Annotated in this window: 19 protein-coding genes; 15 read left to right on the forward strand and 4 right to left on the reverse strand. The window is 71.9% G+C overall.

Annotated features, from left to right (window positions below):
• Nucleotides 1-117: 117 nt before the first annotated feature.
• From ABZV00_RS17490 to ABZV00_RS17500, 3 genes are all read left to right on the forward strand, one after another.
• A complete protein-coding gene (locus ABZV00_RS17490; RefSeq protein ID WP_328416200.1) occupies nt 118-474 on the forward strand; it encodes a YciI family protein in 357 nt (118 codons plus the stop codon).
• Between the two features lie 2 nt (nt 475-476).
• Nucleotides 477-1685, forward strand: coding sequence for a sigma-70 family RNA polymerase sigma factor (locus ABZV00_RS17495; protein WP_355607141.1), 1209 nt, complete (start codon nt 477-479; stop codon nt 1683-1685).
• A gap of 91 nt (nt 1686-1776) precedes the next feature.
• Nucleotides 1777-2910, forward strand: a complete 1134-nt coding sequence (locus ABZV00_RS17500; protein WP_355607144.1) for a glutamate--cysteine ligase — start codon at nt 1777-1779, stop codon at nt 2908-2910.
• Nucleotides 2911-2923: 13 nt separating this feature from the next.
• Here ABZV00_RS17500 and ABZV00_RS17505 read toward each other — a convergent pair whose 3' ends face one another.
• Nucleotides 2924-4708 (reverse strand): N-acetylglutaminylglutamine amidotransferase, encoded by a 1785-nt coding sequence (locus ABZV00_RS17505; RefSeq protein WP_355607147.1) that lies wholly within the window; start codon nt 4706-4708, stop codon nt 2924-2926.
• Between the two features lie 155 nt (nt 4709-4863).
• Nucleotides 4864-5292 (reverse strand): MarR family winged helix-turn-helix transcriptional regulator, encoded by a 429-nt coding sequence (locus ABZV00_RS17510; protein ID WP_328416208.1) that lies wholly within the window; start codon nt 5290-5292, stop codon nt 4864-4866.
• A gap of 82 nt (nt 5293-5374) precedes the next feature.
• Between ABZV00_RS17510 and ABZV00_RS17515 the strand changes: the two genes are divergently transcribed.
• Complete coding sequence (locus ABZV00_RS17515) at nt 5375-7168, forward strand: ABC transporter ATP-binding protein (RefSeq protein WP_355607151.1); 1794 nt, start codon at nt 5375-5377, stop codon at nt 7166-7168.
• Nucleotides 7169-7207: 39 nt separating this feature from the next.
• On the opposite strand, the gene ABZV00_RS17520 is transcribed toward ABZV00_RS17515, so the two are convergent.
• On the reverse strand, nt 7208-7993 hold the full coding sequence (locus tag ABZV00_RS17520; RefSeq protein ID WP_355607154.1) for a TetR family transcriptional regulator: 786 nt from the start codon (nt 7991-7993) through the stop codon (nt 7208-7210).
• Between the two features lie 108 nt (nt 7994-8101).
• Between ABZV00_RS17520 and ABZV00_RS17525 the strand changes: the two genes are divergently transcribed.
• The 8 genes from ABZV00_RS17525 (at nt 8102) to ABZV00_RS17560 (ending at nt 14729) form a co-directional block, all read left to right on the forward strand.
• Nucleotides 8102-9037, forward strand: a complete 936-nt coding sequence (locus tag ABZV00_RS17525; RefSeq protein WP_328416211.1) for an ABC transporter ATP-binding protein — start codon at nt 8102-8104, stop codon at nt 9035-9037.
• Complete coding sequence (locus tag ABZV00_RS17530) at nt 9034-10659, forward strand: anibiotic ABC transporter (protein WP_355607157.1); 1626 nt, start codon at nt 9034-9036, stop codon at nt 10657-10659. The genes ABZV00_RS17525 and ABZV00_RS17530 overlap by 4 nt, the downstream gene beginning before the upstream one ends.
• A 188-nt stretch (nt 10660-10847) precedes the next feature.
• Nucleotides 10848-11801, forward strand: a complete 954-nt coding sequence (locus tag ABZV00_RS17535) for a DUF559 domain-containing protein (RefSeq protein WP_355607160.1) — start codon at nt 10848-10850, stop codon at nt 11799-11801.
• 124 nt (nt 11802-11925) lie between these two features.
• A complete protein-coding gene (locus ABZV00_RS17540; RefSeq protein ID WP_355607163.1) occupies nt 11926-12102 on the forward strand; it encodes a DUF3024 domain-containing protein in 177 nt (58 codons plus the stop codon).
• Nucleotides 12103-12148: 46 nt separating this feature from the next.
• Nucleotides 12149-12643: a hypothetical protein gene (locus ABZV00_RS17545; RefSeq protein WP_355607166.1), complete on the forward strand. Its 495-nt coding sequence runs from the start codon at nt 12149-12151 to the stop codon at nt 12641-12643.
• Nucleotides 12640-12927 (forward strand): transcriptional regulator, encoded by a 288-nt coding sequence (locus ABZV00_RS17550; RefSeq protein WP_355607168.1) that lies wholly within the window; start codon nt 12640-12642, stop codon nt 12925-12927. Before ABZV00_RS17545 ends, ABZV00_RS17550 begins: the two co-directional genes overlap by 4 nt.
• 74 nt (nt 12928-13001) lie before the next feature.
• Entirely contained in the window at nt 13002-13550 is a 549-nt protein-coding gene (locus tag ABZV00_RS17555; protein WP_355607170.1) for a hypothetical protein, read from the forward strand.
• 246 nt (nt 13551-13796) lie between these two features.
• The gene (locus ABZV00_RS17560) at nt 13797-14729 is read left to right on the forward strand and encodes an HNH endonuclease (RefSeq protein WP_355607173.1); all 933 of its coding nucleotides are present in this window, start codon (nt 13797-13799) and stop codon (nt 14727-14729) included.
• 112 nt (nt 14730-14841) lie between these two features.
• Here ABZV00_RS17560 and ABZV00_RS17565 read toward each other — a convergent pair whose 3' ends face one another.
• A complete protein-coding gene (locus ABZV00_RS17565) occupies nt 14842-15609 on the reverse strand; it encodes a hypothetical protein (protein WP_355607176.1) in 768 nt (255 codons plus the stop codon).
• 337 nt (nt 15610-15946) lie between these two features.
• On the opposite strand from ABZV00_RS17565, the gene ABZV00_RS17570 reads away from it, so the two are divergent.
• The 3 genes from ABZV00_RS17570 to ABZV00_RS17580 all read left to right on the forward strand — a co-directional run bounded on the left by ABZV00_RS17570 (nt 15947) and on the right by ABZV00_RS17580 (nt 18551).
• Nucleotides 15947-16384: a ribonuclease domain-containing protein gene (locus tag ABZV00_RS17570; RefSeq protein WP_355607245.1), complete on the forward strand. Its 438-nt coding sequence runs from the start codon at nt 15947-15949 to the stop codon at nt 16382-16384.
• A 72-nt stretch (nt 16385-16456) separates the two neighbouring features.
• A complete protein-coding gene (locus tag ABZV00_RS17575) occupies nt 16457-16822 on the forward strand; it encodes a barstar family protein (protein WP_355607178.1) in 366 nt (121 codons plus the stop codon).
• A gap of 787 nt (nt 16823-17609) precedes the next feature.
• Complete coding sequence (locus tag ABZV00_RS17580) at nt 17610-18551, forward strand: hypothetical protein (RefSeq protein WP_355607181.1); 942 nt, start codon at nt 17610-17612, stop codon at nt 18549-18551.
• The last annotated feature ends 3 nt before the right edge of the window (nt 18552-18554 follow it).

An 18554-nucleotide genomic window follows, 5' to 3' on the forward strand; every position in this document is an offset into this window, starting at 1 on the left:
TCGCGCCGGCGGGAATCCGGCCGAATCTTTTCCAGCGGTATGTCGATCCGGGCGAGGGCCGTTCGTGTGGAGGATGAGGGGTCGGCGACGGGCCGGCCGCCCCCGCAAGGAGGAACGATGACGCTGTACCTGCTCAGCATCCACCAGCCCCAGGGTGAGCTGCCGCCGGACCCGGAGTTCCTGGCCGGGGTGATGCGTCAGCTCGGGGAGCTGCACGACGAGTTGGTGGGGGCCGGGTCGTGGGTCTTCGGGCAGGGCCTGCACGGCCCGGAGACCGCCACCGTGCTGCGCCCCCGCGACGGCGAGGTGCTGGTCACCGACGGGCCGTTCGTCGAGGGCAAGGAGCACCTGGGCGGTATCACCATCATCGACGTGCCCGACCTGGACGCCGCCCTGGACTGGGGCCGCCGCTACGCGCTGGCCACCACGCTGCCGATCGAGGTACGCCCGTTCCAGGGTGGAGCCGGGGACTGACCGTGCAGAACGTGGAGGCGGTGTTCCGCGCGGAGTACGGCCGCGCGGTCGCCGTCCTGGTCCGCCTCCTCGGCGACATCGACCTCGCCGAGGAGGCCGTCCAGGAGGCCTTCACCATCGCGGTACGGCGGTGGTCGCAGACCGGTCCACCGCCCAGCCCTGCCGGCTGGATCATCACCACCGCTCGGAACCAGGCCATCGACCGGCTGCGCCGGGAGGCGTCCCGGGCCGACCGGCACGCCCAGGCGGCCCTGTTGTACGCGGCCGACGTACCCGCCGAGGAGGGACCGGTGCGCGATGACCGGCTACGTCTGATCTTCACCTGCTGCCACCCGGCGCTCGCACCGGCCGCCCGGGTCGCGCTCACCCTGCGCCTGCTCGGCGGCCTGAGCACCGCCGAGATCGCCCGCGCATTCCTGGTGCCCGAGCCGACGATGGCGCAGCGGCTGGTCCGGGCCAAGTCGAAGATCCGCAACGCCCGGATCCCGTACCGGGTGCCACGCGACGCCGACCTGCCCGACCGGCTGCACGCCGTGCTCGCGGTGCTGTACCTGATCTTCAACGAGGGGTACACGGCCAGCGCCGGGCGGCGACTGGTCCGCGCGGAGCTGTGCGCCGAGGCGATCCGGTTGGCCCGGCTGTTGGCCGAGCTGATGCCGGACGAGCCGGAGGCCCTCGGCCTGCTCGCGCTGATGCTGCTCACCGAATCCCGCCGGGACGCGCGGACCACCGCCGACGGCGAGCTGGTGCCACTGCCCCGACAGGATCGGGGCCGCTGGGACGCCGCGCTGGTCGCCGAGGGGCAGGCGCTGGTCCGCCGCTGTCTGCGCCGCGACCGGCCGGGGCCGTACCAGATCCAGGCCGCGATCGCCGCCGTGCACAGTGCCGCTTCGCGCGCCGCCGACACCGACTGGGGCCAGATCCTCCAGTTGTACGACCAGTTGTCGGCGGTCGCTCCCGGCCCGGTGGTGGCGCTGAACCGGGCGGTCGCGCTCGCCGAGGTGGCCGGACCGGCGGTGGCGCTGGCCGAGGTGGACCGCCTCGACCTGGACGGCTACCACGTGCGGTACGCGGTCCGTGCGGACCTGCTCGCCCGGCTCGACCGGGGCGGGGAGGCCGCCGCCGAGTACCGGACGGCCGCCGCGCTGACGGACAACGCGGCCGAACGTGCCTTCCTCGCCGGGCGTGCGGCGGCCGTGTCACCGGGCTGACCGTGCGTTTGCCGGCGGGGCGGGCCGGGAAACCGAGGCACCCGCCGGCCGGGGCGTCGAGCCCCGGCCGCAGGAGCAGATGGAGGGCGCCATGACGTGCCGTCCGGCGGCCGCCGCAACCGTGCCCGACCTGGGCGCCCTCACGCTCGGCGTGGAGGAGGAGTTCCTGCTGCTCGACCCGGACAGCGGGCGGAACCTGCCGGTGGCCGACCAGGTGCTGGCCGCGCTGCGCGGCTCGGCCCGGGAGCAGAGCCGGCAGGAGTTCCGGCACAGCATGGTCGAGATGATCACCCCGGTCTGTGCCGACCTCACCGATCTGCGCGCGCACCTGGTGGCACTGCGCCGATCGGCCGTCGAGGCGGCCGCGGCGGCGGGTGCCCGGCTGGTGGCGGTCGGGGCCACCCCGGTGGCCGAGCCGCACCGGACGGTGCCCGACAAACCGCGCTACCACGCGATGTCGCGCCGGTACGGGCCGGTGGCGCACGACCCGGCCGTCTGCGGCTGCCACGTGCACGTCGGGCTGTCCGATCGCGAACTGGCCGTGCAGGTCTGCAACCACCTGCGGGTGTGGCTGCCGGTGGTGCAGGCGATCACCACCAACTCGCCGCTGCACGACGGGCACGACACCGGCCACGCCAGCTGGCGGTCGATGCAACTGGAGCGCTGGCCCAGCATCGGCCCGACGCCGTACTTCGACTCCCTCGCCGACTACGACCGGACCGTCGACGAGCTGATCGCCGCCGGCATCATGCTCGACGCCGCGATGGTCTACTGGTACGCCCGGCCGTCGTCGGCGTACCCGACGGTGGAGGTGCGGGTGGGCGACGTCTGCCCGGAAGTGGACGACGCCGTGCTGGTCGCCGCGCTGGTCCGGGCACTGGTCGCCGCCCTCGCCGACGACGTACGCGCTGGTGTGCCCGCCCCCCGTACCCGCGACTGCCTGGTCGCCGCGGCGCACTGGCGGGCCGCCCACGACGGCCTCGACGGCGAGCTGATCGACCTGCGCGCCGGTGGGACCAGGCCGGCCTGGGTGCTGGTCGACGAGCTGATGACGATGATCGCCCCGGCCCTGCTGCGGCACGGGGATCTGGGCTATGCGCTGGGGCAGCTGGCCCGGCTGCGCCGCGAGGGTACCGGCGCGACCCGGCAGCGGCGGGTGCTGGAGCGCACCGGAGACCTGCGGGCGGTCATCGACGACCTGGCCGCCCGCACCTCCGCCGGCTGACCCGACCCCCGGCTCAGCGGATGCCGTGCGACTGGAGCCAGAGTTCCAGGAGGCCGAGCTGCCACAGCTTGTTGCTGCCGGCCGCCGCCTCGGCCCGGTCCGGCTCGGCGAGCAGGCGTGCCACGTACTCCGACCGGAACAGGCCCCGCTCGCGCGCGGCCGGCGCCTGCAATGCCTCGGCCACCAGCTCGCGCACCGGCCCGTCCACGTTGCGCAGCGCCGGCACTGGAAAGTAGCCCTTGGGCCGGTCGATCACCTCGGCCGGCAGTACCTCCCGGGCGACCTCCTTCAGCACGCCCTTGCCGCCCTGGGCCACCTTGTGCTCGGGCGGGCAGTGCGCGGCCAGGGTGACCAGGTCCTGGTCGAGGAACGGCGTCCGCACCTCAAGGCCCCACGCCATGCTCATGTTGTCCACCCGCTTGACCGGGTCGTCGGGCAGCATCAGGTGGGTGTCCAGGCGCAGCACCGCGTCCAGCGCGCTCTGCGCCCCGGGCGCGGCGAGGTACCCGGCGAGCAGGTCGCGGCTGGCGTCGTGGTCCAGCGCGTACGCCGGGCCGACGATCTGGCGCAGCTCGTCGTGGTCGCGGTCGAAGAACGCGGCGGCGAACGTCTCGGCCGCGCCGTGCCGGGGCGCCTCGACGAGCGGCTGGTGGTAGCCGTAGCCAGCGAACACCTCGTCGGCGCCCTGCCCGGACTGTGCCACCTTCACGTGCCGGGCCACCTGCTCGGACAGCAGGTGGAAGGCGACCACGTCGTGGCTGCCCATCGGCTCGGCCATCGCCAGGACGGCCCGTCGCAGGGCGGGCACCAGGTCGTCGTCGGCCAGCCGGATCCGGTGGTGGTCGGTGTCGTACGCGCGGGCCACCAGGTCGGAGTAGTGGAACTCGTCGCCGGACTCGTCGCCGCGGCTGTCGAAGCCGATGCTGAACGTCCGCAGGTGCTGCTGGCCGGCCTCGGCGAGAAGCGCCACGATGAGGCTGGAGTCCAGCCCTCCGGAGAGCAGCACCCCGACCGGCACGTCGGCGACCAGCCGCCGACGTACCGCCGTGCGCAGCGCGTCTCCGATGGCGGCCCGCCAGTCGGCGGCGTCCATCCCGGCGTCGGCCGGTTCCCGGACGTAGTCCGGACGCCAGTACACCTCCTCCCGGCTGCGCCCGTCCGCCTCGATCACCCGCAGGGTGGCCGGTGGCAACTTCCGGACGCCGCGCAGCACGGTCCGCGGCCCGGGCACGATGGAGTGCCACGACAGGTAGTGGTGCAGCGCCACCGGGTCGACGCTGGTGTCCACGTCGCCGGCGCGCAGCAGCGCGGGCAGGGTGGAGGCGAACCGGAGCCGGCCGGGGGTCTCGGCGAGGTACAGCGGTTTGATGCCGAGCCGGTCGCGGGCCAGCACCAGCCGCCGCCGGGCACGGTCGACCAGCCCGATCGCGAACATGCCGACCAGGTGGTCGACGAAGCGTTCACCCCAGTGCGCGTACGCCACCAGGATCACCTCGGTGTCGCTGGTGGAGTGGAACGCGTACCCGGCGTTCCGCAGCTCCTCGCGCAGCTCCGGGTAGTTGTAGATGCAGCCGTTGAAGACCAGCGCCAGGCCCAGGTCGTCGCGGACCATCGGCTGTCCGCCCGCGTCGGACAGGTCGATGATGGTCAGCCGGCGATGCCCCAGGGTCACCCAGCCGTCGGTGAACAGCCCTTCGCCGTCCGGGCCGCGCGAAAGCATCGCCTCGGTCATCCGGGTGACCGCCGCGGCGTCGGGCTGCCGACCGTCGAACCGTGCCTCCCCGCTGATCCCGCACATCAGGCGGGGCGATGGGTCAGGTGGGACACCAGCGGCACGGCCATCCTCCTGTCGCGTCGCCCGGCCCGGTCGGGGCCGGTCCCGTCGACCGGACGGGGCCGCTGGCTACCCGGGCGCGGGTTGGGCAAACCCCGTCACAGAGGTGCCTGCCGTGCTCAGCCGAGCAGGGTACGCAGGATGCGGGCGAACTGGGCGCGGTCGGCGTCGTCCAGGTGGCCGAAGAAGCGATCCGCCTCGGCCCGGCGGGCGGCCCGGATGGCGGCGCTGACCCGGTTGCCCTCGTCGGTGAGCGCGACCAGGGTCGCCCGCCGGTCGGCCGGGTCGGGTCGGCGTTCGACGAGCCCACGGGCCTGGAGGTCGTCGATGACCTCGGTGGCCGAGCGGGGCGCGATGCGCAGGTGCTCGGCGATGCCGCCGGGGCGCAGCTCACCGTGCCGGGCCAGCACCCCGAGCGCCCGGGACTGGCTGGGTGTGACGTCCCACGGCGCCAACGACTCCCGCGCCTGTCGGCGCAGCCGCCCGGCCACCGCCCAGAAGGTCTCCGCCAGGCTCTCGTCGTCGCCGTCCGCCGTGCGCTCCGTCACGGGGAATACGGTAGCAGGGGATGCCGTTGTTCCCTCATGATGAGGTAACCTCAGCAATGTCCCCGACGAGAGGCAGTTCCCCTTGGAACCCACCCCCACCGGCCGCGACCGCGGCCACCGCACCGTCAGCGCCGACGAGAAGGCGCAGGCCCGCCAGGTGTCGTTGCGCCGCATCGGCCGGCTGTTCACCGCCCACCGGCCCGCGCTGGCCACCGTCACCGCGATCATCGTGGCCTCCTCGATCATCGCGATGGCCACCCCGTTCCTGCTTCGTGCTGTCATCGACCGGGCACTGCCGCAGGGAGACGTGACCCTGCTGGTCTGGCTGGTCCTCGGCATGGTCGCGGTGGCCGCCGTGACCGCCGCCCTCGGCGTCGTCCAGACCTGGATCTCCACCCAGGTCGGGCAGCAGGTCATGCACCGGCTGCGCACCGACGTCTTCAGCCACCTCCAGCGGCAGTCGCTGGGCTTCTTCACCCGGACCCGCACCGGCGAGGTGCAGTCCCGGATCACCAACGACATCGGTGGCATGCAGTCGGTGGTCACCTCCACCGCCACCGCCGTCGCGTCCAACCTCACCACCGTGATCGCCACCGCGGTCGCGATGGTCGCACTCTCCTGGCAGCTCTCCCTGGTCTCGCTGGTGGTGCTGCCGCCGGCGATCTGGCTGACCCGCCGGGTCGCCCGGATGCGCCGCGAGATCACCGCCCAGCGCCAGCGCGAACTCGCCGACCTCAACGTCACCGTCGAGGAGGGGCTGTCGATCAGCGGCGTGCAACTGGCCAAGACCCTCGGCACCGGGCCCGCGTTGATCGACCGCTTCACCGCCTCGTCGGCCCGGCTGGTCGACCTGGAGCTGCGCAGCGAGCTGGCCGGCCGCTGGCGGATGGCCTCGATGAGCATCATCTTCGCTGCCGTACCGGCGGTCATCTACCTCGCAGCCGGCCTGCCCGGCACCGCCGGCACGCTGAGCATCGGCACCCTGGTCGCCTTCACCGCCCTGCAGGGCGGCCTGTTCCGGCCGCTGATGGGGCTGCTCAACGTGGGCGTCTCACTGACCGCCTCGCTGGCGCTGTTCGCCCGGATCTTCGAATACCTGGACCTGCCGGTCGACGTGGCCGACCCCACCGAGCCGGTCCGCCTCGACCCCACCCGGGTACGGGGGCACCTGCGCCTGGAGGACGTCACCTTCGGCTACCCGGGCAGCGACACCGCCGCGCTCGCCGGGATCACCCTGGACGTGCCCGCCGGCACCAGCCTCGCCCTGGTGGGCGAGACCGGCTCCGGCAAGAGCACCCTCGCCGGGCTGGTCAGCCGGCTGCACGACCCGACCGCCGGCCGAGTCACCGTCGACGGCGTCGACCTGCGGGACCTGCGACTGGCCGACCTGGCCGCGATCGTCGGCGTGGTCAGCCAGGAGACCTACCTGCTGCACACCACCGTTCGGGAGAACCTGCGCTACGCCCGGCCGGACGCCACCGACGCGGAGATCGAGGACGGCGCCCGCGCCGCACAGATCCACGACCTGATCGCCGGCCTCCCCGACGGGTACGACACCGTGGTCGGCTCGCGCGGCCACCGGTTCTCCGGTGGCGAGAAGCAGCGGCTGGCCATCGCCCGCACGCTGCTGCGCGACCCGCGCATCCTCGTCCTCGACGAGGCCACCAGCGCGCTGGACACCGAGACCGAACGGGCCGTGCAGCGGGCGTTCGACGTGCTCGCCGAGGGGCGTACCACGATCACCATCGCGCACCGGCTCTCCACCGTCCGCGACGCCGACCAGATCGCGGTGCTCGACCACGGCCGGATCGTCGAGGCCGGCACCCACGACAGCCTGCTGCACCACAACGGCCGCTACGCCACCCTGGCGGCCTGACCGATCGGGAGGCGGTTCACAACCGTCTCGAAACAGTCGCTAAACCGTCTCATTACTGTCGTCCAGGTGTCGGTAGACGGTGGCCCGCGAGACACCCAGAGTGGTGGCGATGGCGTTCACCGAATGCGTTCCCGCCGCGTGCATCCGCCGAGCCGCCTCGACCTGCTCCCGGCCCAGTGCCCGCGGCCGCCCCGGTTGCCGCCGGTGGGCTGTCGCCCCGGCACCCGGGGCTGCGACGGCCGGGGCTGCCCCGACCAGGGGTGCGGCGTCCGGGGGTGCGGGCGGCATGGCCAGCAGGCGGCGTACGCCGTCGAGCATGTCGGCGCGCAGCACCTCGTCCGGCACGTCGGTGAAGAAGACGATCGGGTCGCTGCACGCGGCGACCGCCTGGACCGCCCGGACCCGTTCGCGGCGTCCAGCGTCCGGCCCGGCGATGAGGTCGTTGGCCCGCATCGCGATCCCCATCAGGCGGTGGTACGTGTCTCCCCGGCCGACCAGCGCGATGTCGTGGAAGAGCATGCCGAGCGGCCGGCGGTGGGCGAGCATGGTGTCCACCCAGCCCTCCAGCACCGTCCACCGGGCCTGCTCGGTCGGCTGCCCCTGCGCGGCGTCGAGCAGCGCCTCCAGGTCGGCCACCAGCGGCTCGACCAGTGCGGCGAGCAGGTGCTCCTTGGCCGGGAAGTGGTACAGGATCGCGGCCTTGGTCAGCCGCAGCCGCTCGCCGATCTGGCGCAGCGAGGTGCGCTGGTAGCCGTGCTCCGCGAAGAGGTCGAGCGCGGCGCGCAGGATCCGGGTGCGGGTGTCGTCCGCGGGATCGGCGGTCATGCCGGCCAGCCTAGCCGGCCCTGACCGGTGGCAGACCTCACCGTTGATTCGACTGACCGACGGTCAGTACAGTGAGGACGGTCGACGCATCCAATGGCAGGAGGGGCGATGCCCGTCATTTCGATCGGCAACCTGGTCAAGACGTTCGGCGGCATCCGGGCACTCGACGGGCTCGACCTGCGGGTCGAGCCGGGGGAGGTGCACGGCTTCCTCGGGCCCAACGGAGCCGGGAAGTCCACCACCATCCGAATCCTGCTCGGGCTGCTCCGCCGCGACTCCGGCGACGCGCGGGTGCTCGGCGCCGACCCGTGGCGCGACGCGGTGCGCCTGCATCGCCGCCTGGCGTACGTGCCGGGCGACGTCAGCCTCTGGCCGAACCTCTCCGGCGGGGAGGCGATCGATCTCCTGGGTGACCTGCGCGGCGGCCTCGACCGGCGTCGCCGTGACGAGTTGCTGCAGCGCTTCGATCTGGACCCGACCCGCGCGTGCCGCACGTACTCCAAGGGCAACCGGCAGAAGGTCGCCATCGTCGCCGCCTTCTCCTCCAACGTGGAGCTGTACGTGCTCGACGAGCCGACCTCCGGCCTCGATCCCCTGATGGAGGCGGTGTTCCAGGACGAGATCCGGCGGATCAAGCAGGCCGGCGCCACCGTGCTGCTCTCCAGCCACGTGCTCGCCGAGGTCGAGGCGCTCTGCGACCGGGTCAGCATCATCCGCGAGGGTCGTACCGTCGAGTCCGGCAGCCTTGCCGAGCTGCGCCACCTCACCCGCACCACGGTGATCGTCGAGACGGCCCGGCCGGTGACCGGCCTGGACGCGCTGCCCGGCGTGCACGGCGTGCACGAGGTCGACGGGCGTACCCACCTGGAGGTCGACCCGGCGCACTTCGACGAGTTGCTCGGCCAGCTCATCCGCTTCGGCGTCCGCGCGCTGACCAGCACCCCACCCACCCTGGAGCAGCTGTTCCTGCGCCACTACGGCGAGGAGCAACCCGCCGCCGACGATCACCAACCGGCCGAAGCCCCGCAGGCCGGTGCCCGATGACCGCCCTCACCGGCACCCGCCGGCTGGCCCGTCTCGTGCTGCGCCGCGACCGGATCCGCCTCGCGATCTGGGTCCTCGGCACGCCCCTGCTCGGCTATGCCCTCGCCGGCAGCGTTGCCGGCGTCTACCCGGACGAGGCGGCCCGCCACGGCTACGCCGCCACCTCGGCGTCCAGCCTGGTCGCCCGAGCCTTCAACGGCCCCATCGCCAGCGCCGACCTCGGCGCCGTGGTGGTCGCGGAGACGTACGTGACGTTGGCCCTGATCGTCGCCCTGCTGAGCACCTTCACGGTGGCCCGGCACACCCGGCAGAACGAGGAGACCGGCCGGGCGGAGTTGCTCGGCGCTTCCGTGGTCGGCCGGTACGCGCCGCTCACCGCCGCGCTGCTGGTCGTCGTCGCGGCGAACGTGCTGGCCGCAGCCCTGCTCACGCTCGCTCTGGCCGGTGCCGGCCTGCCGCTGGCCGGCTCCGTCGCGGCAGCCGGCGCGGTCGGCGGTGTCGGGGTGGCCTTCACCGGCGTCGCCGCGGTCACCGCGCAACTCTCGGTCACCTCCCGGGGCGCCAACGCCCTCGCCGCCGCCGTCGTCGGGCTCTCCTTCGTGCTGCGTGCCGCCGGCGACGTGCTCGGCGACTCCAACGCCGACGGCACCCGGGTGGAGAGTGCGTGGCCGTCCTGGCTCTCCCCGCTCGGCTGGGGCAACCAGGTGCGGGCCTTCGCCGGGGAACGCTGGTGGGTGCTCGCCCTGCCCGTCGTACTGCTGCTCGCCGGGGTGGCGCTGGCGTACGCCCTCGCGGAGCGACGGGACCAGGGCGCCGGGCTGGTCGCCCCTCGGCGCGGGCCAGCGACCGCTGCGGCGCGGCTGCTCAGCCCTGCCGGGCTGGCCTGGCGGATGCAGCGCGGCACTCTGCTCGGCTGGGCGGTCGGGGTGGCCGTGCTCGGCCTCTCGATGGGCGTGGCCGCCGACGAGTTCAACGCGATGATCGACCAGAACCCGGCCGCCGCCGAGGCGATCAACGCGATGGGCGGTGGCACCGACCTGGTCGACGCGTACCTGGCCGCGATGCTCGGGCTGTTCGCGTTGACGATCGGGGCGTACGTGGTGCAGGCCATGCTGCGGGTACGCGGCGACGAAGCCGACGGGGTGCTGGAGGCCGCCCTCGCCACCGCGGTGAGCCGTACCCGATGGCTCGGCACCCAGGTGCTCGCCGCAGCGCTCGGCGCGGTCGCCCTGCTGCTGCTCGCGGGCCTGACCACCGGGCTCGGCTACGGCCTGGTCACCGGCGACCCGCTCGGCGCGGCCATCGAGTTGGGAGGGGCCGCACTGCTGCGGCTGCCGGCTCTGCTCGTGGTGGCCGGAGTGGTGACCGCGCTCTTCGGCCTGCTGCCCCGCCGGTCGGTGGTGCTCTCCTGGACGGCGCTGCTGGTCTTCCTGCTCCTCGGGCAACTCGGCGCGGTGCTGGAGCTGCCGCAGGCCGCGCTCAACCTCTCTCCGTACACCCATGTGCCGTCCGTGCCCGCGGTCGACCTGGCGGTGCTGCCGCTGGTGGTGCTGGCCGGGGTGGCGGCGGCGCTGCTAGCCGTCGGCGTCGCGGCCTTCCGCCACCGCGACGTCCCGAGCTGAGTTGCTTTCGTGATCGTTGGCAGCTGAGCAACTCGACACGCCGACGCCTGCCCTGCTGACCTGCCACCGATCGGTCCGGCTAGCAGAAATCGAGCGGCGGCGGGCGCTGTCCACAGGTTGGTGGGTGTGCACAGGGGCGAGGTGGAGGGGGTTGCAGGGGATTGGGGTGGGGCGACACGGTCGGTGGCGTGAATCCGGTGCTGCGGGAGTTGGTAGCGCTTGGCGCGGGGCTGGTGACCCGTGAGACTGCCAGGCAGGTGGTGCCGCGGTGGGCGTTGCAGCAGGCTTGCCGTAGCGGCGATCTGGTGCGGGTGCTGCCCGAGGTGTACGTGGCAGCGCACCTGGTAGATGGTCGACCCGGCGTCTCTGCCCTGCGTCGACTTGACCCTGCTCTGGGTCAGCGCGCGGCTCTCGCCTGGGCTGAGGGTTGCGGCGCACTCAGTCACCTCAGCGCGCTCAGCGCATGGGGGCTGCGCCAGCAGGCGGTCGGCGAGCTGGTGCATCTGAGTGCACCGGCGGGCTCCGGCCTGCGCACCCGACCCGGTGTGGTGGTGCACCGACGCCAGGGCCTCATCCTCGAACCGCCATACGTGGTGGTCCGGCGGGGGCTGACGGTGACCCGCGTTGAGCAGGCCCTCGTCGACTCGTGGCCGACGTTGCCGCCAACCGAGCGGCGGGCCCCGGTGATCCGAGCGGTCAACGATCGGCTGACCACGCCCGAGCGGCTAGCCATCGCCCTGGGAAATGTGCCGAAGTTGATCGGCCGGGCTGCGCTCCGAACGCTGCTGAGCAGGCTCGCCGACGGCTGCCGCAGCCCGCTGGAGATCTGGGGGCACGAGCACGTCTTCACCGGCCCGGGGATGCCGGCGTTCCGCCGGCAGGTCCCGATACGCGTTGGGCGGCGCACCATGTACCTCGACATGCTCGCCGAGTGTGAGCAGGTCAACATCGAGCTCGACGGCGCCGCCACGCACGGCGACCCACGCCAGCGGGAGATTGACCTGCGCCGCGACGCGCTGTTGGCGACCATCGGGATCCTGGTGGTCCGCTTCGCCCACCGCCGGCTGGTTCACGAGGCCGACGCGGTACGCCGCGAAACCCTGGCCATCCTTGCGACCCGTCGGGCGGGCGCGATCGCCTGAGCTGGTGCGACGAGCGCGGGCCGGAAGCGGCACGAGACCAGGTGCGGGTGGAATGCGAGGGCGCTCCCCGGCATCTCACGATCGTCGAGCGGCGGCGGCCGTGGGGTGCGAACACTGGCCCGGAGTGGAGGAATTCCCCATCGCACGGCTGCGGCACACGAAGACCACCGGCACCTGGGCCCTGTACTACCGGGACCGGGATGTGCGGTTTCACCGCTACGGCCCTGCCCGGCCGTCCGTAGACGTCAGCATCCTGCTCGACGAGATCGGCCGTGACCACACCGGCATCTTCTGGGGCTGATGGCTCGGGCGTCCGCACCGGCCAGCGGTGGGCCTATCACTTGCACGTGTGGAAAGTGTTCATTAAGCTTTCCGATGTGGAAAGTACTGATCTGGAGGAACAGCTCAAAGCGGCCGAGCGTGGTGCCGCCGCGCCCTACGTCAGCTATCCGCCCACCCCGTCGTGGTACGCGCCCTCCGTCGGCGCCTGGGCCGCTGCCATGATCGGGACGTTCACCTGGTGGCGTGAGAACGCGGCCCTGTTCATGGCGTCGCTCGCCGTCCTGATCGCCGTCGAGGCCCTGTTCGTTGTCTGGATGCAGCGTCGGCACGGCGCGCTCCCGATGCCGGGCAAGGGGACGCCGCCCGTCGAGATCGCCGGAGTGTGGCGCGGATACCTGGTTGGCCTGGCCGTGGTCATTCTCCTCGTCGGGCTCGTCTGGTGGCTGGTCGGCGTCCCGGCTGCCGCCGGGGCGGCGTTCGTCCTTGTGACGGTTGGCCTAGCGGTCTACGAGCGGCGTTACGCCGTGGCTGCCGCCACGACCCGGGCACGCCTTCGATGATCGATGGACTGGACCCGATCATCCACGTGCCTAAGCGCCTAGCGGCCATGGCCGTCCTGGCCAACGCCTCCTCGGTCTCGTTTCGGTTTCTGAAGGACCACCTGCAGATCAGCGAGTCGGATTTGTCAAAGCAGATGTCCACGTTGGAAGCGGCTGGCTATGTCAGCTCGACGAAAACCGGTCGTGGCCGTGGGGGTAGCACCACCTATCGGATAGCTCCGGCCGGGCAGAGAGCGTACGAGCAGCACTGCGCGGCGTTGAGGGCACTGATCGGCGGCGCGTAGCGGTGGTGTGCACCGGCGCATGGCACGCCGGGTAGCGACTGGCAGGGCTTGCCCGGTGCTGGCAGCCTCTGCTCGTGGGCACCCTTCTGACGCAGCTTCCGGCACTCCTCGGCGTACTGGTCGGCACCCTGGGCACGATCCTCGCCACCTCGCTGGCCGACCGGGCAAGGTGGCGGCGCAGCCAGAGCATCCGGTGGGACGAGCGGCGGCTCGACGCGTACGTCGAGTACGCGCATGCCATCAAGGAGAGTCACGCGGTGGCGCTGCGGATGACGGCCGATCACCGGCCGGGAGCGCACAGCCACCCCATCGACCGGGAGGACGGGCTGGCCCGGTTGGCCGAGGCGGACGCCAGGCGCACCATCGTCTGGGAGAACCTGCTGCTGCTCGGCGACGAGCCGACGGTCGCCGCCGCCGCTGTTTGGCGGGACGCGGTCTGGCAGGTCGAACGGCTCGCTCGCGGGATCGTCGACCCGCCGCCGGACATCGCCGTCATGCTCACCCGGGTCAACGAAGCCCGTGACGCCTACTACCGGATGGCCCGGCGCAGCCTCGGCGTCCGGGGTGGATCGGTGGAACAGTCGTCGGCCTTGCAGCAGCGCTTCTCGACCGATCAACCGTGACATCCGACGTGACAGCAGGCTGACGTCCTCCGCTCGCCCCTGATCGTCGGCGACCAGCGAACGTGGAGTGGTGCTGGACCGGATGATCCTGCTCGATCCTCGATGTAGTGGTATCGGGTCGCTGCGAAGGCCACTCGTTCCAGGATCGAGCACGATCTTGCTCCAGCGCCTGTGGTGTCTCGACGCAAGCGCACGTGACCGTTCAGATGGTGGCGTTCAGATCAACTTTCACGCACCCTGTTCGATGTGAAGGCCTTCGTAGGTGTGACGGACGAGAGGTGGTACCGCTTCCTCGCGGAGCGTCCCGAGCTGAATGAGGTCAACTTCTGGCGGCCCTCTGGCGGTGCCTTCCGCGCACTCACCCCAGGCGAGCCCTTCCTCTTCAAGGCGCACTTTCCACTGAACCGGGTGGTTGGCGGAGGCTTCTTCAGCGGCTTCACCCAGCTTCGAATCTCGGAGGCCTGGGAGCTCTTCGGCGAGGCCAATGGTGCTGCGAGCATCGATGAGATGCGTTACAGCGTCGGGCGTTACCGCAAGCAGGCGATTGGTTCCGGAGAGGATCCGACCATCGGCTGCATTTTCGTTCGTGACGTCACCTTCTTTCACGATGCGTCGACCGTCGATCCACCGCCAGCATTCGCGTCGAACGTCGTGCAGGGCAAGACTTACAACCTGGCTGATGCCGAGGTGGCGGGATACTTCGATCTCCTGATGCACCGGTTGATCGGGACGTCGGCCGAGGTGGATCTGAACGGGCCCTGGCATCGTCCTGGTCCCGTCTATGGGGATCCCCGATTGGTGCCCCAGCGGCTCGGGCAGCAGTCATTCAAGGCGGTGGTTCTGGGGGCCTATGGCCGGCGCTGCGCCATCACCGGCAACAAGGTTCAGCCTGTGTTGCAGGCCGCGCACATCCGTCCGCTTCCGATGGGTGGCGAGCATCGGCTGGACAACGGTCTGCTACTCAAGTCGGACGTGCACATCCTCTTCGATCGGGGTTATCTGGGCGTCGATCCGAAACATCGGCTCATGGTCAGTCCTCGGCTTCGGAGCGAGTTCGGCAATGGCGAGCAGTTCTATGCGAAGGCGGGCGAGCAGATCGCCCTTCCGGAGCGGCGCAGCGATCGGCCGCGTGCCGAATTCCTGGAATGGCACCTCGACACTGTGTACAAAGCGGCTTGATCGCAGTGCCCCTGTTCGCAAACCCTGACCATCCTCGCCGTCCGTCACCCCCACCCATGATCATTTTCTGGCGAGTGGTCGTCAGGGTGCCGAACTGCCGAACGCCGAGTGATCATGGGCTGGGATGGGAGGGCGGCGGGGCGGGGCTGGGACGGCTTTGCTGGGGTGGGATCGGGGGCGGGGTCGGCGGGTCGGTGGGGTGTTGAGAGTGGTGGTGGAGGAGTTCGCTGATCCAGCGGGCTGCCTCCCTCTGTGCGGTGAGCATGTGTTGGCGGGCGTCGGCGACGTCCTCGTCTTCGGCGTCGACGTGTTCGCCGAGGATCGCGGCCCAGCGCCGGCTCAGCTCCTGGGCGTAGGTAGCTTTTCGCAGCTGCTCGTCGAACTGGTACTCCAGCTTCATCAACCGGTCGACGTGCGGCTGGAACGTCGGCATGATCCGCTCGTCGAGCCGTACGGTGGCATCGGGTTGGCAGGTGATGACGATGTCGCCCCGCTGGTAGTCCCACGTGGGGTCGTCGGCGAGCGCCCGCTGCAAGGCCAACTCCAGGTCGGCTGCCCGGTGCGGAGGTAGGTCTCGGGCGGCGTCTGCGGCGAGCCGGGTCAACCGCTGGATCGCGTTCGGCTGGAAGTACTGCACGTACCAGCTCAACACCTCGGACCGGAGGCTCGACGGCGACGACCAGGCGAACGTGGCGCGGATGTAGAACGAGTACACGTAGCCGCGGGCAGGGACCACGATCAGCCGGGGCACGTCGCGCTGTTCGACGAGCGGACCGGACGGAGACGGGTCGGCGCCCAGCCCCACGGGTGCCTCATCCTGGAGCGCCGCGACCAGTCGATCCCAGGTCCGTGCCCACCAACGCCAACTGCGGACACTCACGTCCCGGGTGATGGTCAGCCCGCGGATGCCCCGATGCCTCCACCGATCCGCCGGCCTCGGCCGCCCATCGGGGGTGTCTGTCATGGCACCCCTCCATGGTCACGGATCCGCGTTTCACGCTAACAACCCGTGACCGATATGCCCGCCGCCACGCCGTTGAGAGCGCACGCCGACGCGCCAGCGGAGGAGTGGATCGTCCGAGGTTCACCGAACATTGTGGAGTAGTTGGCGCGGCGAGGGCTGTTGCGAGCAGGGGGCAACGGTGAGACTGGTTCCGATCCGACAGTGATGCGGATCGATGGATCGGATGGTCTGGAGGCAGCCTGTGTCCACCCTCGTGTCCCCGTTGGCCACGCTCGGCGCGATCCGCCGGCGTACCACCGCCCTCGCCCTGCTCCTCGCCCTGGTCGCCGCCGCGCTGGTCGGCCCGTCCGTGGTGGCCCCCCAACTGACCGGCTCCGCGTCGGCGGCGGTCTACAACTCCTGCACTGTCAGCCGCTGCGCGGACGCCCGTACCGCCCGCTCGGGCTGGGCCGCCAAGGGCTTCCCGACCAGCCGCGGCTGGTATTCGTGGAGCGGCGGCAAATCCAACTTCGCCGGCGGCCGGTTCTACAACTACGAGGGTCAACTGCCCACCAACGGCACCTACCACGAGTACGACGTGTACCCGCGCACCCAGGGCGCCGCCCGGGACGCGTACCGAATCGTGGTGAACCGCAGCACCGGGGTCACCTGGTTCTCGCCCAACCACTACACCGACTTCTACCGACTCTGACCGACCCGGGGCCGGCCGGTCGACCCGGCCGGCCCCGCAGCACCGTCGCCCGGCCCCACCAGGAGGCACGTGATGTTCGATCAGGACCGTGGCCGGTTGCCCGATTGGCTGACCGTGTGCCGGGACGGCGCCCCGCAGGTGCCCGGCGCGTCGGTGCTGGCCGGCGCGGCGACTCGGACCAGGCCCGCGCTCTTCGCCGCGTTGGCCGACGCGCTGGCCCTACCGACCTACCTGGGGAGCACCTGGGACGCCCTCGCCGACGTGCTTCGGGACCGGTTGGACGCAGGCCCGCTCACTCTGCTGATCAACGACGCCGGCCAGCTGCTCGCCGACGAGCCGGCCGGTCAGTACGCCCTGCTGCTCGCAGTGCTCGGCAACCTCGCCACCACCGCCCCGCACCCCCTACGCGTCGTCCTGCACGAAGCCTCGCCCTCCTGACAGTTACCCGGACCCGATCGTGGTCGCCGCTTAGCGGGATTTCCCCGCCAGTCCCGAACGACCGGAAGGCGTGCCCGGCGCCGCCGGTGTCCGGCGCCAGCGGTGACGGCGGCGGTGTTGGGCGCGGTGACGGCGGTGTTCGACGCCTGCGGTGACGGCGGTGTTCGACGCCCGCCCCTGGAACCCTGCGGGCCGTTCGTCACCCGGGTGTCGACGGTGTCTCACGGAGGGTGACGGCACCTGAGGGCACATGTCCCGACGAGCGTGATGACTCTGAGGTATCAAAATGACTCTGAGGTATCGCGCTCTTTAGCGACATTGCCGCCGGCCCGCGCCGCCCCGCTGGCCCATGCGGTGCTGGCCGATGCGCTGCCGGTCCACGCTGCGTTGGCCCATGCGGTGCTGGCCCATACCGTGCCTGTCCGCGCCGTGCCTGTCCGCGCCGTGCCGTGGCCGGTCCGTGCCGCGTCGCTCCGTGCCGCGCCGTCCCGTGCCTGTCCGCGCCGCGCCTGTCCGCGCCGTGCCGTGCCGCGCCGCCCGCCTTACGGAGCCCGGGTGGCGGAAGCTGGGGGCCGCTGACGTGTGGCCACGGCTGAGGTCAGGAGGCCGGGGCCGGAGGCCCACGGCTGAGGGCATCGGAATGCTGTGCGGGTGCTCAGTTCCCGACAGTCGGGGCCGTGTCCGGTTGCGGTGACGGTTGCGGTGACGGTCGGGTGACGGGCCCTTCGCGATCCTCGTGCCGAGCCGGGCAGGGTGCACCGGCGCGAGTAGCGGGGAGGTCGGTGCGGTGGACTTCGTCGACGGAGTGCTGGTGCGGTTGGCCGACCCGGGCACCCGCGCCGCCGTCTTCGACGACGCGTCGCTGGCCCACCTGGTGGAGGCCGCGTACGACACCGAGGCGATGCCGGTCGCGCCCCCGTACTCCGCGGTGTTCGACGAGCTGACCCTCGGCTTCGCCGCCGCCCCGGTCACCCTGGCCGAGGGGGAGTGGCTCGGCTCCGGCGGCACCAGCCGCACCGAACTGCACGTACGGCTGCACGGCCTCGGCGGCTCGGCGCTGCGCATCGACGCGCTCTGGCGGGGCAGCCTGGTGGTGCGCACCAGCGTGGCCCGGGACCGGGTCGAGGACCTCGACGTGGCGGTGCCCGCCTTCGACGTCGACCCGCAGATCATCGCGGACCTGGGTGCGCTGCCGACCGACCCGGCACAACTGGAGACCGAGCGCCGTACCCGGTTGGTGACCCGGCTGCGGGCCGGGCTGCACCAGCCTGCCGCGTTCACCGACGCGCACCTGGACCGGTTGCTCGCCGGCGTGGGGGCCGCCAATGCCGGTGACCTGGTGGCGCGGATGCGCGGGCAGGCCGCTGGGGCCACCGTGCAACTGCGCTACGCCGCTCCGTCGGCCGCCCCACCCACCCCGCGTCCGCTGCCGTTCGCCGCCGCCGTACTGATCCGCGACCAGGGCTTCTCCCTGGCCGACCTGCTCGTCGAGACCCGCCTGGTGCGGGCTCGCGCCGAGGAGTTGGGGCTGGACGTGCCCGCACCGGACGACGTTCGGCGGCGGCATCGGGTCGTCGCCGTCTGGGTGGTGCCCATCGAGACGTTCGACGACGACGGCTGGCCCGGTGGCGACACCGGCACCGACGTGCAACGACGGGCCGCCCGGTTCGCCCGGGCCGGCCAGTGGCTCGCCCGCAGTGGCATCGGACTGGCCGCCCTGACGACCTGAGAC

Source organism: Micromonospora sp. NPDC005173, assembly GCF_040608515.1.
Taxonomy (GTDB): domain Bacteria; phylum Actinomycetota; class Actinomycetes; order Mycobacteriales; family Micromonosporaceae; genus Micromonospora.

Coding starts and splice junctions, on each gene's coding strand:
- ABZV00_RS17525 (WP_328416211.1), top strand. CDS start 8,102: ATGCCCGTCATTTCGATCGGCAACCTGGTCAAGACGTTCGGCGGCATC.
- ABZV00_RS17575 (WP_355607178.1), top strand. CDS start 16,457: ATGTTCGATCAGGACCGTGGCCGGTTGCCCGATTGGCTGACCGTGTGC.
- ABZV00_RS17530 (WP_355607157.1), top strand. CDS start 9,034: ATGACCGCCCTCACCGGCACCCGCCGGCTGGCCCGTCTCGTGCTGCGC.
- ABZV00_RS17520 (WP_355607154.1), bottom strand. CDS start 7,993: ATGACCGCCGATCCCGCGGACGACACCCGCACCCGGATCCTGCGCGCC.
- ABZV00_RS17500 (WP_355607144.1), top strand. CDS start 1,777: ATGACGTGCCGTCCGGCGGCCGCCGCAACCGTGCCCGACCTGGGCGCC.
- ABZV00_RS17550 (WP_355607168.1), top strand. CDS start 12,640: ATGATCGATGGACTGGACCCGATCATCCACGTGCCTAAGCGCCTAGCG.
- ABZV00_RS17505 (WP_355607147.1), bottom strand. CDS start 4,708: ATGTGCGGGATCAGCGGGGAGGCACGGTTCGACGGTCGGCAGCCCGAC.
- ABZV00_RS17490 (WP_328416200.1), top strand. CDS start 118: ATGACGCTGTACCTGCTCAGCATCCACCAGCCCCAGGGTGAGCTGCCG.